The 14,855-nt window shown below is 42.8% G+C and carries 10 protein-coding genes, 1 tRNA gene and 1 pseudogene; 9 read left to right on the top strand and 3 right to left on the bottom strand.

Translation table 11 applies throughout. The features are described 5' to 3' along the window. The first annotated feature begins 327 nt into the window (after positions 1-327). The 9 genes and pseudogenes from CXF60_RS07690 (at position 328) to CXF60_RS07650 (ending at position 12,048) form a co-directional block, all read left to right on the top strand. A complete protein-coding gene (locus tag CXF60_RS07690) occupies positions 328-1,506 on the top strand; it encodes an acyl-CoA desaturase (RefSeq protein WP_179799003.1) in 1,179 nt (392 codons plus the stop codon). A gap of 335 nt (positions 1,507-1,841) precedes the next feature. After that, a complete protein-coding gene (locus CXF60_RS07685; RefSeq protein ID WP_102091465.1) occupies positions 1,842-3,308 on the top strand; it encodes a protein adenylyltransferase SelO in 1,467 nt (488 codons plus the stop codon). Between the two features lie 382 nt (positions 3,309-3,690). Then, positions 3,691-6,009: an NADP-dependent malic enzyme gene (locus CXF60_RS07680; protein ID WP_102091464.1), complete on the top strand. Its 2,319-nt coding sequence runs from the start codon at positions 3,691-3,693 to the stop codon at positions 6,007-6,009. Positions 6,010-6,286: 277 nt separating this feature from the next. Beyond that, positions 6,287-7,468 carry a tRNA nucleotidyltransferase/poly(A) polymerase-related protein gene (locus CXF60_RS07675; protein ID WP_102091463.1) on the top strand — a complete coding sequence of 394 codons (1,182 nt, stop codon included), beginning with the start codon at positions 6,287-6,289 and terminating at the stop codon, positions 7,466-7,468. A 37-nt stretch (positions 7,469-7,505) separates the two neighbouring features. After that, positions 7,506-8,318, top strand: a complete 813-nt coding sequence (locus CXF60_RS07670; protein WP_228707067.1) for a pteridine reductase — start codon at positions 7,506-7,508, stop codon at positions 8,316-8,318. Positions 8,319-8,413: 95 nt separating this feature from the next. Beyond that, positions 8,414-8,490, top strand: a tRNA-Ile gene (locus CXF60_RS07665). Between the two features lie 171 nt (positions 8,491-8,661). Beyond that, positions 8,662-9,933 carry a tyrosine-type recombinase/integrase gene (locus CXF60_RS07660; RefSeq protein WP_102091462.1) on the top strand — a complete coding sequence of 424 codons (1,272 nt, stop codon included), beginning with the start codon at positions 8,662-8,664 and terminating at the stop codon, positions 9,931-9,933. A gap of 205 nt (positions 9,934-10,138) precedes the next feature. After that, a complete protein-coding gene (locus CXF60_RS07655) occupies positions 10,139-10,762 on the top strand; it encodes a hypothetical protein (RefSeq protein ID WP_102091461.1) in 624 nt (207 codons plus the stop codon). Positions 10,763-10,765: 3 nt separating this feature from the next. Continuing rightward, a pseudogene (locus CXF60_RS07650) lies at positions 10,766-12,048 on the top strand (IS256 family transposase). A 267-nt stretch (positions 12,049-12,315) separates the two neighbouring features. Here the strand turns inward: CXF60_RS07650 and CXF60_RS07645 are convergent. From CXF60_RS07645 to CXF60_RS07635, 3 genes are read right to left on the bottom strand one after another with little or no spacing between them, the layout of a single operon-like run. Next, positions 12,316-13,767 carry an NAD-dependent succinate-semialdehyde dehydrogenase gene (locus CXF60_RS07645; protein ID WP_102091460.1) on the bottom strand — a complete coding sequence of 484 codons (1,452 nt, stop codon included), beginning with the start codon at positions 13,765-13,767 and terminating at the stop codon, positions 12,316-12,318. A gap of 26 nt (positions 13,768-13,793) precedes the next feature. Further along, the gene (locus tag CXF60_RS07640) at positions 13,794-14,174 is read right to left on the bottom strand and encodes a carboxymuconolactone decarboxylase family protein (protein ID WP_102091459.1); all 381 of its coding nucleotides are present in this window, start codon (positions 14,172-14,174) and stop codon (positions 13,794-13,796) included. Between the two features lie 9 nt (positions 14,175-14,183). Next, positions 14,184-14,840 (bottom strand): GntR family transcriptional regulator, encoded by a 657-nt coding sequence (locus CXF60_RS07635; RefSeq protein WP_102091458.1) that lies wholly within the window; start codon positions 14,838-14,840, stop codon positions 14,184-14,186. Positions 14,841-14,855: the final 15 nt, after the last annotated feature.

Raw genomic sequence — 14,855 nt, 5'->3', positions numbered from 1 at the left:
AGTTATTGTTATTTAGCAATATTTTTATAGTGTATAAGTGTTCACTTTACACGCTTTTTAAGGTACTATGGTGGCTTAAATTAATACCGTTAGGGATATTATATGATTGCAAAAAAAGCACTTGGCTTACCGCTTAAAGGCTTACGTTTCGCTATCAAATCTGGTGATACGCTTGTAAAGACCGCCAGCACTCAAGTAACGCGTTTCAAGACTCGTTTTGATGAGAAAAAAGCGCAAATGGCGCTTGATGAGCAGCCTGTTGCAAAACGCAATTATGCGAAAGCTTCTGAGCAAGCGGATCTTTCTGCGCAAGAGCAAAGCATTGATATGCGTGAGTTTGAATTTACCAAAGCACCAATTAACTGGATTCCAGCGGCTATTTTAGTAGCGACGCCAATTGCTGCTGCTGTGATTACGCCATGGTATCTATGGACTCATGAAGTTAGCGCTCCTGTTTGGGGTGTGTTTGGTGCCTTTATGGTATGGACAGGTATCAGTATCACGGCGGGTTACCATCGTCTGCTATCGCACCGTGCTTACAAAGCGCACCCTATTGTCAAAAACTTTTTATTGTTAGGTTCAACCTTAGCCGTACAAGGCTCAGCGTTTGATTGGGTTTCTGGACATCGTACTCACCATCGTCATGTAGATGATCGTTTGGACGATCCATATTCAGCACAGCGTGGTTTTTGGTTCAGCCATATTGGTTGGATGCTACGCAACTACCCTAGCGGTAAATTTGATTATAAAAACATTCCTGATTTGACCAAAGACAGAGTCTTACAGATTCAGCATAAATATTATGGTTTGTGGGTAGTTGCCATGAATGTTGGTATGGTTGCTGCTATTGGTTGGCTCATTGGTGATGTTTGGGGTACTTTACTGATCGCTGGTTTGCTGCGCTTGGTATTAACTCATCACTTCACCTTCTTCATCAATTCGCTATGTCATATGTTTGGTACACGTCCTTATACGGATACTAATAGTGCTCGTGATAACTTTTTCTTAGCTATCTTTACGTGGGGCGAGGGTTATCATAACTATCATCATTTCTTCCAGTATGATTATCGTAATGGCGTGAAATGGTGGCAATATGATCCAACAAAATGGTTGATTGCTGGTTTATCAAAAATCGGTTTAACGACGGATTTGCGTACTGTTGATGATACGACTATTAAGCATGCCGAAGTGCAAATGCAGTTCAAAGCAGCACAACAGCAGATCGATACAGCCACAAGCACTGGGCTTGATCTTCCTCATGCGATGAAGAGCTTCCAAGACCGCATTAAGTTTGAATACGATGCATTTAAACAAACTGTCGAAGAATGGCAATCACTGAAAGCCCAAACTATTGAAATGAAAAAAATAGAATGTGCTGATCGCTTACGTGAAGTTGATGATAAGCTAAAGCATGATTATGCGAAAATTGAACAGAAAATCCTTGAGCATAACAGCAATCTAAAAACTGCTTTCCGCTCTATTGGCGCGAACGAAAAAGCGGCTTAATTAACCTCTGATTTATTTTATAATTTTGAAGCTTCTCCATCCCCCTATCCGTCCTAGATAGGGGGATTTTTTTGCTTATACTTTATCGATTATGTCATTACAGCTACTTCTAATGATTTTATTATCATAATAAATGGTCAAATACATTGGCTGAACCATTGCTTTCTCTAATCCAAAAACAATAACCATCTCATCCATCATATTCAGTTAATTAAAGACCGAAAAATTTATTTTTTGTCCAGATATTACAAGAGACGGACAGAGTGCAACGATGCCATATGAGAGCTATGCTATAGTGACATTCTCACTTTTATATTTTAATGGAAACGGCCTGTATGCGTTATCAAAACACTTACGTCAACCTAGACACGCGCCTTTATCATGAGCAGCCACCGACGCCACTAGACAATCCTCGTGCCGGTCACTTCAATAGTCAAGTTGCACAGCAGTTAGGCTGGGCCGACGATGAGGACCTGATGAGCAATTGGGTTGAGATATTGGGCGGTCAATACGTGCCAGCTGATTTCAAACCACTATCTATGGCCTATGCTGGTCACCAGTTTGGGCAATGGGCTGGGCAATTGGGTGACGGACGCGGTTTGCTCATGGCGCAGGTACTCGATAATCATGGGCAGCCACAAGACTTGCATCTTAAAGGTGCTGGCTTGACGCCCTACTCACGCATGGGTGATGGGCGCGCAGTCTTACGTAGTACCATTCGCGAATACCTGTGCGGTCATGCATTGACGCAGCTTGGCATCTCCTCATCTAACGCTTTGGGGTTTGTGGTATCGGATACGAGAGTGCGCCGTGAGCGTATCGAAGCAGGTGCAGCACTAATGCGTGTGGCAGACAGTCATATTCGTCTCGGTCATGTTGAATGGATTGCCAGCTTTGCCCCTGATGTACTGGGTGAGTTCACTGACTATATGATTGACACTTACTATCCAGAGTGCCGCGATAGCGAAACGCCTGTCTTAGCTTTCTTGACCGCAGTGGTTGAACGTACGGCTCGTATGATTGCTGATTGGCAATTGATTGGCTTTGCTCACGGTGTGATGAACACAGATAACTTATCTATCACAGGCAGTACTTTGGACTTCGGGCCGTTTGGCTTTATGGAGCGCTTTAATCCTGCATGGATCAATAATCACTCAGACCATACGGGTCGTTACGCTTATCAGAATCAGCCTGCTATCGGGCACTGGAACCTAAACGTTTGGCTGCCACACTTTATGCGCCTAGAAGGCGTTACTCGTGAGACTCTATCTGACTGCCTAGCACCTTATGAAGCAACCTTTATGCAGCACTATCAGCAAGGTCTGTGCCGTAAGCTTGGCTTACCGCATCAAAGAGAGAGTCTCAGCTTGGCCTTTGAATGGTTGACACTATTAGAAGACAATTTGCTCGACTATACTAATAGCTTTCGCGCCCTACTCGGTTTGGTCGCACCAGCAGATCATCCTTATGAGCAAAAGCTACTGGCTACTATGACCACTGAATTAAGCGGTGATGCGCAGCAAGTATGGCAAGACTGGTCAACACGTTATCTGGCACAGATTGAGCAGCTGCCACTTGAGCAGGCAGTTAACGACATGCAGACCAACAATCCTGTCTACGTCCTTCGTAATAGCATGGCGCAGCGTGCAATTACTGCCGCAGAGCAAGGCCAGTTTGAAGAAGTTGATCGGGTATTCCGTTTACTAGCCAATCCTTATAGTGTGCAAGATATCGCTAATGATTTAGATAGCAGTGCGCTTGCGCCTGATACACCGCAGATGCCTATTAGTTGCTCGTCTTAGTAGCTGCTCATCTTAGTAGTTGCCCGTCTTAGCATCTTTCAATTCTGTAATATTTTGAAATATTATGAAATTAAGGTTGATATCTAACCGCGTTTTTTGGCATTATCAACGAGATAAATAACGAATATCATTTTATTATATTATTCGCACAATTCACCGTTGTTGACTAGGCAGTGAATTGGCAATAATGCTAGAATGAATATTTTAGCTGGTTTGCTTTTTTGACCTGATTTTTGATCGTCGACCATGATTCTGATGGTCGTGAGTCGTTTAACGTTTTTATACCTTTCAATTATTATCATTCAATGATCTTTGAAGGGTTGGACGTTGTTTTTTATCACCATTTAATTTATTCCAATTTATTCCAACCATGGCAATTATTATGAATGACGATACCACTTCGAATACGGATAACCTCAGTACAGAAAAAGAGCAGTTTGAACAAGCTGCCTTACATTACCATGAGTTTCCACGCCCAGGTAAAATTTCGGTAACCCCTATTAAGCAGCTAGCTAACCAACGTGATTTAGCACTCGCCTACTCTCCAGGCGTGGCTGTACCTTGTCTTGAGATCCAAAGAGATCCAAAACTTGCGTCTAAATACACGGCACGTAACAACTTAGTTGGTGTTATCACTAACGGTACTGCTGTATTGGGTCTGGGTAATATCGGTCCATTGGCATCGAAGCCAGTCATGGAAGGTAAAGGCGTTCTATTTAAGAAGTTCGCAGGTATCGACGTTTTTGATATTGAAATTGACCAAAATGATCCAGATAAGTTCATCGAAGCTGTTGCTTCTCTTGAGCCTACCTTTGGTGGTATCAACTTAGAAGATATCAAAGCACCAGAATGTTTCAAAATTGAGCGCGTATTACGTGAGCGTATGAACATTCCTGTGTTCCATGATGATCAACATGGTACCTCAATCATTGTTGCCGCAGCGATGCTAAACGCTTTGTTGATTACTGGCAAAAAAATCGAAGATATTAAAATTGTTTGTTCAGGCGCGGGCGCAGCAGCCATTTCTTGCTTAGATATCATTTGCGCACTTGGTGTTAATAAAAACAACATTATTGTTTCAGATTCACGCGGCATTATCAGCACTAGTCGTGAAAACCTTGATGAAACCAAACAGCGTTATGCTCGTGATACCACGGCCACTTCTATTGAAGAAGTCATGGACGATGTGGATATGTTCCTAGGCCTATCTATGCCAGGTACTCTATCAGAAGATATGGTTCGCCGTATGGCAAAAGATCCTATTGTCTTTGCACTTGCCAACCCAACACCTGAAATCATGCCAGAATTGGCACATGCGGTACGTCCAGACGTCATCATGGCAACTGGTCGCTCAGATTATCCAAACCAAGTAAACAACGCACTATGCTTCCCATACATCTTCCGCGGTGCATTGGACGTTGGTGCGACAACCGTCAACGAAGAGATGAAAGTCGCTTGCGTAAAAGCCATCGCTGCGATGGCACACGTCGAAGCTACGCCAACTACCAGCGCTAGAAACATCGAAAAGATGCAGAGTTTTGGTCGTGATTACTTAATCCCAGGCCCTCTAGAGCCAAATCTAATCATTGAAATCGCATCTGCTGTTGCCAAAGCAGCGATGGATTCAGGCGTTGCCACGTTACCGATCGATGACATGCAAGCCTATCGTCAGCGTCTGTCTGAGTTTGTTTATAACTCAGCGTTTGTAATGAAGCCAATCTTTGCTCGTGCTAAAGCCGATCCAAAACGTATCGTGTACTGTGAAGGTGAAGACAACAACATCTTACTTGCTGTGCAAGTCGTCGTTGATGAGAAGTTAGCGCAACCTATCTTAGTTGGTCGTCCTTCAGTTATCGAAGCCAATATCAAAAAGCTAGGCCTACGTCTAAAAGCTGGCGAAAATATTACCATCGTCAACGTTGATGACGATCCTCGCTACAAAGACTACTGGCAGGGCTACTATGAGAAAAACAAACGCCGCGGTGTAAGCATCGAGCTTGCGCGCCGTGATGTTCGCCGTAAGACGACTTTGATTGGTTCTTTGCTGGTTGAAAATGGTGCGGCAGATGGCATGGTATGCGGTACCTTTGGCCATTACCAATTGCATCTAAAATACGTTGAAAGCGTCATTGGCAAAAAACAAGGTATGAATGATTTCTATGCGATGAATGCAGTACTCATGCAAGATCGTAATATCTTTATCGCTGATACTTATGTCCATGAAGACCCAACAGCTGAGCAATTGGCTGAAATGACTGTCTTGGCAACGGATCAGCTACGTCGCTTTGGTATTACGCCACGCGTGGCGCTAGTGTCTCATTCTAACTTTGGTGCTTCAGATCGTGCCAGCGCTGTCAAAATGCGTAAGGTTCATGAACTATTAACCAATATGAATGTCGACTTTGAGTTTGAAGGCGAAATGCAAGGTGATGCCGCGCTTAACGAAAATATTCGTCTAAACGATATGCCATCAAGCCCATTGAAAGGTGCAGCGAACCTGCTTATCTTGCCAACCCTTGATGCCTCAAACATCGCTTTCAACCTGCTTAAAACAGCGACTGGCAGTGCTTCTATTGGTCCTATCCTATTAGGTACTAATAAGCCGGTACACATTTTGACGCCATCAGCGACAGCACGTGGTATTGTCAACATGACTGCATTGACCGTCACTGAAGCACAAGACCTAGAAAATGAAAAATAGTCATACATCATACCCAGTATGAATGCACTATATCGGTTCAATATAATTTGGATACCAGGAAGCCGAGTGAAAGTACTACGAGTAGTAGACTGAACGTGGCTAACACCGGACCCAATTTATAGAGGATTGACTATATTAAGAAGGGCTCTGTCATCCATTGACAGAGCCCTTCTGCTATACTAAAACCAGTCAATGCAACTTATAGAGCATTGGCTGTTTTTTTGATTCATAAAAATTGAGATAGTGATATAAAGCTCAATAATAAGAAGAGGCTTCTATGCAAATTTACCTCGTAGGCGGTGCTGTACGCGATCGACTGCTCAAGCGTCCTATCAAGGACAAGGACTTCGTCGTCGTTGGCGCTACTGTGGCAGAGATGATTGATGCAGGGTTTCAACAAGTCGGTGCTGATTTTCCGGTGTTTTTGCATCCGACCAGTCATGAAGAGTATGCGTTGGCACGTACAGAGCGCAAGCAAGGCTCAGGCTACAAAGGCTTTAGCGTACATGCCAGCCCTGATGTTAGTCTAGAGGATGATTTGCGCCGTCGTGATTTAACCATCAACGCGATGGCAATCGAAGTTACCAGCTTAACTGACGACACCCCTATTGACGGACAAGTCATCGACTACTATGGTGGCCTACAAGACTTAAAAAGTAAGACATTGCGTCATGTGTCTAATGCTTTTAATGAAGACCCATTACGTGTACTTCGAACAGTGCGCTTCTATAGTCGTTACTACGATTTAGGGTTCACCATCGCGGATGACACTTTAACGCTGATGCGTCAATTGGTTGATACAGGAGAGCTGGCTCATTTAAGCGCCGAACGTATTTGGCAAGAATCGAGCCGTGCAACTATGCAGTTATCACCGCAAGTCTATTGGCAAAAACTGTTTGAAATTGGTGCGCTCATAGAGTATTTCGCGCCTTTGCATCATGCTTGGGACAATGTCCAAATAAGAGAAACAGTTCAAACTGCATTATACTTTGCGGGACAGATGCAGTTGAATTTATCGCAGCGCTGGGCACTGCTAATGACTAGCTTGACCTCATCACTATTTAATAGCGAAAACTCTGAGTCTCCGTCTAACGTATCAACCGCTATAAAAAATATTAACGCTATCGGTAATAAAGCCAAAGTCCCAAAAGCACATACTCAGTTCGCAACTTTATTCGTTCAGCAAGCTGAAAAACTAAGCACAATAAATAACTTAACTGCGGCTGAAAAAATCGATCTAATCCAAGCCTGCGGTGCGCATAAGGAGCCTGATAAGCTCTCTCAACTGCTAGTGTGCAGTCATGTGTTACAGCTAGCAATACAGCATCGCCAAATGATGTTAGCACTAAACAGCTTTCACGCCATCGGCATGACTGACATTGCGCCAGACCTTAAAGGCCCCGCTATTGGTGCAGCCTTACGCCAAAGCAGGATTGAACACTTGCAAGCGCAACAATGATATAGACAAGCGCACTAGAGAAAAAAGTAGTATTGCTATGGACCAAGAACTTAATGCCTACCAAGCAGAAAATATGAATAACCAAGCGCCAGTGATGCTTGTCACAGGTAGTGCTAGGCGTATTGGGGCGGCTATTGTTAAAACAGCTCATAGGCAAGGTTACCGCGTCATTATTCATTGTCACCGTAGTGAACAAGACGCTAATGACTTGGCTGACCATCTGAACGACATCCGTGCTAATAGTGCAAAAGTTATCGTTGCTGACTTGACAATAGTTAATGATAAAACAGCTTTAGACAGCTTTGTTGGAAGTATTATAGAGGCGTTTGGACAGCTTGATGTACTGGTGCATAATGCCTCACGGTTTTATCCTAGCCCACTTGGTAGTATCAATCATGCACAGTGGGATGAGTTGCTTTTGACCAATGCCAAAGCCCCTTTATTACTAAGCCAAGCCCTACTACCTTATCTTAAGCAACAACAAGGCTGTATTATCAGTTTATTGGACATACACGCGCATGATAGACCATTTAACAACTATACCGTTTACAATATGGCGAAGGCTGCGCATCGAATGATGGTACAGTCGCTAGCGCTAGAGATGGCGCCAGAAGTAAGGGTCAACGGGGTTGCTCCTGGAGTCAACATTTTGCCTGACCCTACTAGCGACCAAGCTATTGACAATGCACAACAAAAAAGTATCATCGATGCTATTCCTATGCGGCGCATAGGCCAACCTGATGAGATTGCTCATAGCGTACTGTATCTTGTGCAGGCAAATTATGTCACAGGAGAGATCATCACCGTGGATGGTGGCCGTAGCCTAACCATAGCTGGTGGTCACCTGTAATACAAAAATGTGGCTCAATAAAAAATATCTTGATTACTGCCTATCTTTTACTTGAAAAATTAAAAAAATCAGGTATCATTGTGCGTCTAACGTTAGGGCCCATAGCTCAGTTGGTTAGAGCAGAGGACTCATAATCCTTTGGTCGTAGGTTCAAGTCCTACTGGGCCCACCATATTCAAACCCTTATAAGCATTGGCTTGTAAGGGTTTTTTATTGTCTAAAATTTATGCTAACGCATGGATGTAATTAATTTTTTGATACTATCTTGATACTTTGACCCTTATAGTAATTAAAGTATGATGACTACTAACACTATGGTTATGTACTGCTACATGGGTGATATATGAAGGTTAAACTTACCAAAAAACTTATTGATTCAATAGACTATACCGCTAAAGGTACTGATATCTATATGGATGATGTATTGACTGGATTTGCACTACGTGTAGGTAAGCAATCAAAGCGCTATACATTACATAAGCGTATAAATGGAAAGCTATATCGAGATGAAGTAGAAGAAACACACTTGATTACGCTAACCGAAGCACGTGAAAAAGCCAGCATAATGATGGCTAACATCAAAAAAGGCATGCATGTTTATGACGGGCTTCATGAGAACCTAGAAGATCCGAAGGATAAGACCAATAATGTGCCAACACTGCAAGAAGCTTATGACTACTTTAAATCAACGAAGACTGGTTTAGCTGAAGGCACTATTACCACTTATGACCGTCAAATACTGAATAAGCTGAAAGACTGGCTAAATATCTCTCTAAATGATATTACTAAGTCAATGATAAGTAATAAACATAAGGAGATAAGCAAGCATAGCGAAGCTCAGGCTAATGCAACTATGAGAGCTCTGAGATCAGTTTGGAATTATTGCCGTGATAGCTTTTTAGATGATGACGAAGACTTTTTAATCAAAGAGCAACCTATACGCATACTTAATGCAAAGAAAGATTGGAATAGAGTTAAGCCACGTACCAAACATATCGAAGAAGAATATTTAGGTACGTACATCAAAACGCTTTTAAGTTATGTTGATAGAAGCTCACATATGCAAGCGCCTCATAGCAATAATGCACGAGATATCATGCTACTTTTTATGTTCACTGGTGTGCGTTTAAACGAGGCCCAGTCTTTAAAGTGGTCTGACATTGACCTTAAAGCGGGCAGGATAATATTCAAAGATACCAAAAACGGTTCTGATTATCATATGCCTACTAGTAATATTCTACAGGCTCTACTTGAAGAGAGGTGGAGAATAAGTTCTGGTAAGCAATGGGTATTCCCAAGTGACTTGCAAGCTAGCGATGACCATATAAAAGATTTAAGTGGTAGTTATAAGGCCATAGGTAATCAAGCAAACCTATATATTACGCCACATGATCTGCGTCGTACTTTTGGAACGGTAGCCAATAGCTTAAATATCAGCTATCCAGTCCTTAAACGCTTACTCAATCATCGTGAAGCTAAATCAAGCGATGATGTTACCCTACAGTATGTGCAGGTGTCACAGCGGCAACTAAGAGACGCTTTAAATTCAATAGAGTCTTTCTATTGTCAGCATGCTGGCATGACACAAGCTGAAATAATCAGTAAATATTACTAACCTACTAAAATTCCAAGAAGAGTTCTTTAAAATATCGTCAACTGATTTAGTCAGAACAAGCCGTGATGGTGACCAGTTTCACTATTTATGGGCATCAAGAAGAGCTTTATTACTGCTACAGTCCGATTCCAAGTTAAAGCTAATAACGATAGAAGGAGTCTCTGCTGTTGAGCTAGGTGACCAGCATGTTTCTGATGGAGAATATGTGGTTGACGTCGCTGAATACTATGGCGGAGAAAGTTTTGAGACAGCTGATAGCATAAAATATTATCAGCTAAAGCATACGACGAAGAGTAAGGAAACTCCTTTTGACCCAAGTAAACTAAGAAATACGATAGAAGGTTTCAGCGACCGCTACAAAGCTCTTATTGAGGTTATTGGTAAAGAATCAGCCCAAGCTAAGCTCAAGTTTATATTCGTATCGAACAGATCTATCAATAAAGGCTTTCATGAGAGTATCAAACAAGTAGCTTTAGGGTACTCTACTAATCTGACTAATCAAAGAAAGCTTGAGCTATATACAGGCTTAAACGGTCACAACCTCTCTGACTTTTGTAAATTAATAACTTTTGATATCACTGCTGACGATTATTGGGAACAACGTAATATTCTTGCCTCAGAAACCGCAACTTATCTCGCTGGTTCTGACGTACACTCCCCTATTAGTTTAAAAGAGCTAATCACGAGAAAGGCGTTAAGCGAAAGTCAAAATAGCAACTCTATTAATAAAATCGACGTTTTAAGAACGCTTAATACGAATGAAGACGCTCTATTTCGGGAGTTTCCTAAAAACTGTGTAACTGCTTATAATCCATTAACAGGAGAATAAGCAATGACTACTCAATCTGACCTTAAAAAACTGGCCGAGCAAATGGCTGGTAGCATGAAAAGCTTTGATGACATCAAAGACTTTCAGAAGCAGCTCATGCAATCCTTTATTGATACTGCCTTAGAAGCTGAGATGGAAGACCATCTCGGCTACCCCAAGCATGAGAAAGCAGATAAACCAAATAAACGCAATGGGCACACTAAAAAGACCGTCCGCAGTGACACAGGCGAGCTTGAGATATCCACCCCAAGAGACCGTCATGGTGACTTTGAACCTGTACTCGTTAGTAAGCATCAAACCCGTATCTCAGGTCTCGATGATAAAATCATATCGTCACTACAGGCATAGCCTTCCGTCTTGCGCTTCGGGCAAGTGTGCCCCACACACTTGCTTATCCTCGCTCATACGCCAAGGGTCAAACCACCACCGAGATTGTAGAGAGCATTAAAGAGCTCTACGATGTCGACATCTCAAGCTCTCTTGTCTCAAGAGTCACCGATAACATATTAGAGGACATCACTGCTTGGCAGAACCGGCCGCTGAGCAGTGTTTATCCTATCGTCTATTTGGACTGCATCGTCGTGAAGATACGTCAAGACAAGCAGATCATCAACAAAGCTATCTATCTGGCACTAGGCGTGGGACTTGATGGTAAAAAAGAGCTGCTTGGTATGTGGCTCTCAGAGAATGAAGGCGCCAAGTTCTGGCTAGGTGTTCTTACCGAGCTTCAAAACCGTGGCGTACAAGACATCTTAATCGCTTGTGTTGACGGTCTAAAGGGCTTCCCTGATGCCATCAATACCGTTTATCCCAACGCTCAGGTTCAGCTGTGTATCGTACACATGGTGCGCTATTCGATGAAGTTTGTGCCGTGGACGGATAAAAAGGCCGTAGCGGCTGATTTAAAGGCCATCTACGGCGCTGATACGCTTGAGATAGCAGAGGCCAACCTTGAGCATTTTAATGAGGTATGGGGCAAAGATTACCCGCACGTGGTCAAGTCTTGGCGCAATAACTGGGAGGGCTTAACGGTGTTCTTTGAGTATCCGAAAGACATCAGAAAAGTGATTTATACCACCAATGCTATTGAGTCGCTAAACAGTGTGATTCGGACAGCGGTGAATAAGCGTAAGGTGTTCCCATCTGATCAGGCTGCATTCAAAGTGGTGTACTTAGCCACCCAGCAGGCATCCAAAAAGTGGTCGATGCCAATCCGTAACTGGACGTCTGCTCTGAATCGTTTTATGATTATGTTTGATGACCGTATAAGCAGGCATTTAATCTAAATGGCAGTTACACAGAATCTGGGATGGGCTCGTATGAACAGCTCACAGATTGTCGAAAACTTAATATTCTGAAAGAATACGAGAACGAAAACACAGAACTACGCCCTTGAGGTTATATAGCGCGATGTTCGCATGCTGATTGAAACAGTAAAAAAGGCTGCTAACACTTATTATGCATAGTGTTAGCAGCCTTTTTTTTATTTAGTATTTTACTTAGATGATTTGCTGAATATCGAGGCTTGAACAGTACTTTACTTTAACCTAGTTTTAGTTAATATCTAAACAAATATACTTAGTCTCAACATACTCTTCGATACCATATTTTGAGCCCTCACGTCCCAAGCCGGATTCTTTGATACCACCAAACGGTGCCAACTCTGTCGTCAGCATGCCAGTATTGACTCCGACCATACCAACTTCGAGTGCTTCAGCAATACGCCATACACGACCAATATCTCGGCTATAGAAATAACCTGCCAAACCATATTCAGTGTGATTTGCGAGAGCAACGCCCTCTTCGTCTGTCTCAAATTTGAAGATTGGCGCAATAGGACCAAAAATTTCTTCATCTGCGACGCGCATATCGTTATTAACGTCGGTCAAAATAGTTGGCTCAAAAAAGTTGCTACTAGCCTCAACTCTTTGACCGCCACATAATACCGTTGCACCTTTACTTTTTGCATCAGCAACCAGCGCCTCTGCATTATCTGCCGCAGCCTGAGAAATCAAAGGTCCTTGTGTTATGCCAGCTTCTAAACCGTTACCGATTTTTATGGCTCGTACTTGCTCTGCTAATTTTTTGGTAAATTCCTCATAAACACCTGCCTGTACGAAAAGACGATTGGCACATACACAGGTTTGACCGCTATTGCGGTACTTACTCATCATTGCGCCTATCACAGCGGCATCTATATCTGCATCATCAAAAACGATGAAAGGTGCATTGCCTCCCAATTCTAATGACATTTTTTTGACAGTGTCAGCACACTGCTTCATTAGAATTTTCCCCACCCGAGTGGACCCAGTAAAGCTTATTTTCTTGACTAAAGCGTTTGTCGTCATCTCCTCTCCGATCGCTATCGGATCACCTGTGACTACGCTATATATACCATCAGGAATACCCGCTTTCTGAGCCAGATAAGCCATTGCTAACGCAGAATAAGGCGTTTCCATTGCAGGCTTGACAATCATCGGGCATCCCGCTGCTAGCGCAGGACCTGCTTTTCGGCTGATCATAGAGTGCGGAAAATTCCATGGAGTAATGGCTGCAGTGACGCCAATAGGCTGTTTAATCACGACTAAACGCTTATCTGGCATGTGCCCAGGAATAAAGTCACCGTAAATACGTTTCGCTTCTTCAGCAAACCATTCTAAGTAGTCCAGCCCACTTTGTATTTCGCCTTTTGCTTCAGCAATAGGCTTGCCTTGTTCATTGGTCATTAAGACAGCCAAATCTTCCATATTTTCAGCAATCAGCGTATGCCAACGACGTAAGATGCTACTACGTTCCTTACCTGTTTTTTTCGACCAAGTTGATTGAGCGATATCTGCAGCTTCAATGGCGCGTCGAGTCTCGGTACTTCCCATCATTGGCACAGTACCAATCAATTCTCCCGTTGCAGGGTTTAGTACTTCATGGGTTGCTTTGTTATCAGCATCACACCACACGCCATTAATAAAGGCTTGTTGTCTAAACAACGCATTATTTTTTAATTGCATTTCTCACTCCAACTGTTTTTTTAGGACTACAATAATCCGCGTGTGGTCAGCACTTCACGGGCAATTCGAAAGCACTCTACACCTTGTGGTACACCGCAATAAATCGCAATAGCATGTATAGCAGCGCGTATTTCTTCAACAGAACAACCGTTATTAATTGCTCCATTTAAATGCAACTCCCATTCATGCATTTTCCCCAAGGCAGCAATCATGGTTAAATTCATTAATGAACGGGTTTTGGCATCAATCGTCTCATCGCCCCATCCAAATCCCCAGCACCATTCGGTCATTGCTTCTTGAAATGGACGGTTAAAATCATCAGCAGCTTGTAGGTTTTTTTCGACGTACTCAGCACCCAAAGTGGCTTTACGTTGAGTAAGCCCCAATTCAAATCGTTGTTTGTCCATTACTACTCCCTATTTCTGTTTATTAAGATGCAACCCCATATGGCAGGCTTCATCAATGTGTTTTCGACAAGCTTCGATTGCCGACTTACTGTCACCTTTGGCAATACTATTAACGATATCTTGCAAGTTATTAGGACCTTTAGCAGCACGCTCTTGCGTAGATAAAGTCATAAAACGCAAACGACCAATACGTCCATTCAATCTCTCCGTTAACTCCCATGCGACCGTCATACCAGCCGTTACGAATAAATGCTCGTAAAATGAATAAGAATGTGCAAGCGCCTCCACCACATCTCCTGCATGTAAGTGTTCTCGAATCTGGACTAAGTGATTTTGTAACTTATCTACTAGCTCAGGTGTCACTTGCTCAGCACAATAGCGAACTGCTTCGCTCTCTAGCATCGTACGCAAATGATAAATTTGACGAATCTCATCACTTTCTAAAACAGCAACTGAAGACCCTCCCGCAGAAAAAGTCACCAAGTGCTCGCTTTCTAAATGTCTTATACATTCACGTACAACAGTCCGGCTGACACCCAGCTGCTCACAGATAGTGCGCTCAACCAAACGCTTACCTGGTTCAAGCTGTCCAATCATGATCGCTAAGCGTAACTGTTCTAATGTTGTCTCTTTTAACGTTTTTGGTTTTTCCACTTTCTCTAACATACGACCTCTATTTTG

The sequence above is a fragment of the Psychrobacter sp. 4Bb genome (assembly GCF_002836735.1).
Classification (GTDB): Bacteria; Pseudomonadota; Gammaproteobacteria; order Pseudomonadales; family Moraxellaceae; genus Psychrobacter.
This window is presented reverse-complemented; position numbering and strand designations above follow the sequence as displayed.

What these genes read in the sequence shown, in the direction of transcription:
- CXF60_RS07690 (WP_179799003.1), top strand. Translation starts at nt 328, where the DNA reads ATGCGTGAGTTTGAATTTACCAAAGCACCAATTAACTGGATTCCAGCG.
- CXF60_RS07685 (WP_102091465.1), top strand. Translation starts at nt 1,842, where the DNA reads ATGCGTTATCAAAACACTTACGTCAACCTAGACACGCGCCTTTATCAT.
- CXF60_RS07680 (WP_102091464.1), top strand. Translation starts at nt 3,691, where the DNA reads ATGAATGACGATACCACTTCGAATACGGATAACCTCAGTACAGAAAAA.
- CXF60_RS07675 (WP_102091463.1), top strand. Translation starts at nt 6,287, where the DNA reads ATGCAAATTTACCTCGTAGGCGGTGCTGTACGCGATCGACTGCTCAAG.
- CXF60_RS07670 (WP_228707067.1), top strand. Translation starts at nt 7,506, where the DNA reads ATGGACCAAGAACTTAATGCCTACCAAGCAGAAAATATGAATAACCAA.
- CXF60_RS07660 (WP_102091462.1), top strand. Translation starts at nt 8,662, where the DNA reads ATGAAGGTTAAACTTACCAAAAAACTTATTGATTCAATAGACTATACC.
- CXF60_RS07645 (WP_102091460.1), bottom strand. Translation starts at nt 13,767, where the DNA reads ATGCAATTAAAAAATAATGCGTTGTTTAGACAACAAGCCTTTATTAAT.
- CXF60_RS07640 (WP_102091459.1), bottom strand. Translation starts at nt 14,174, where the DNA reads ATGGACAAACAACGATTTGAATTGGGGCTTACTCAACGTAAAGCCACT.
- CXF60_RS07635 (WP_102091458.1), bottom strand. Translation starts at nt 14,840, where the DNA reads ATGTTAGAGAAAGTGGAAAAACCAAAAACGTTAAAAGAGACAACATTA.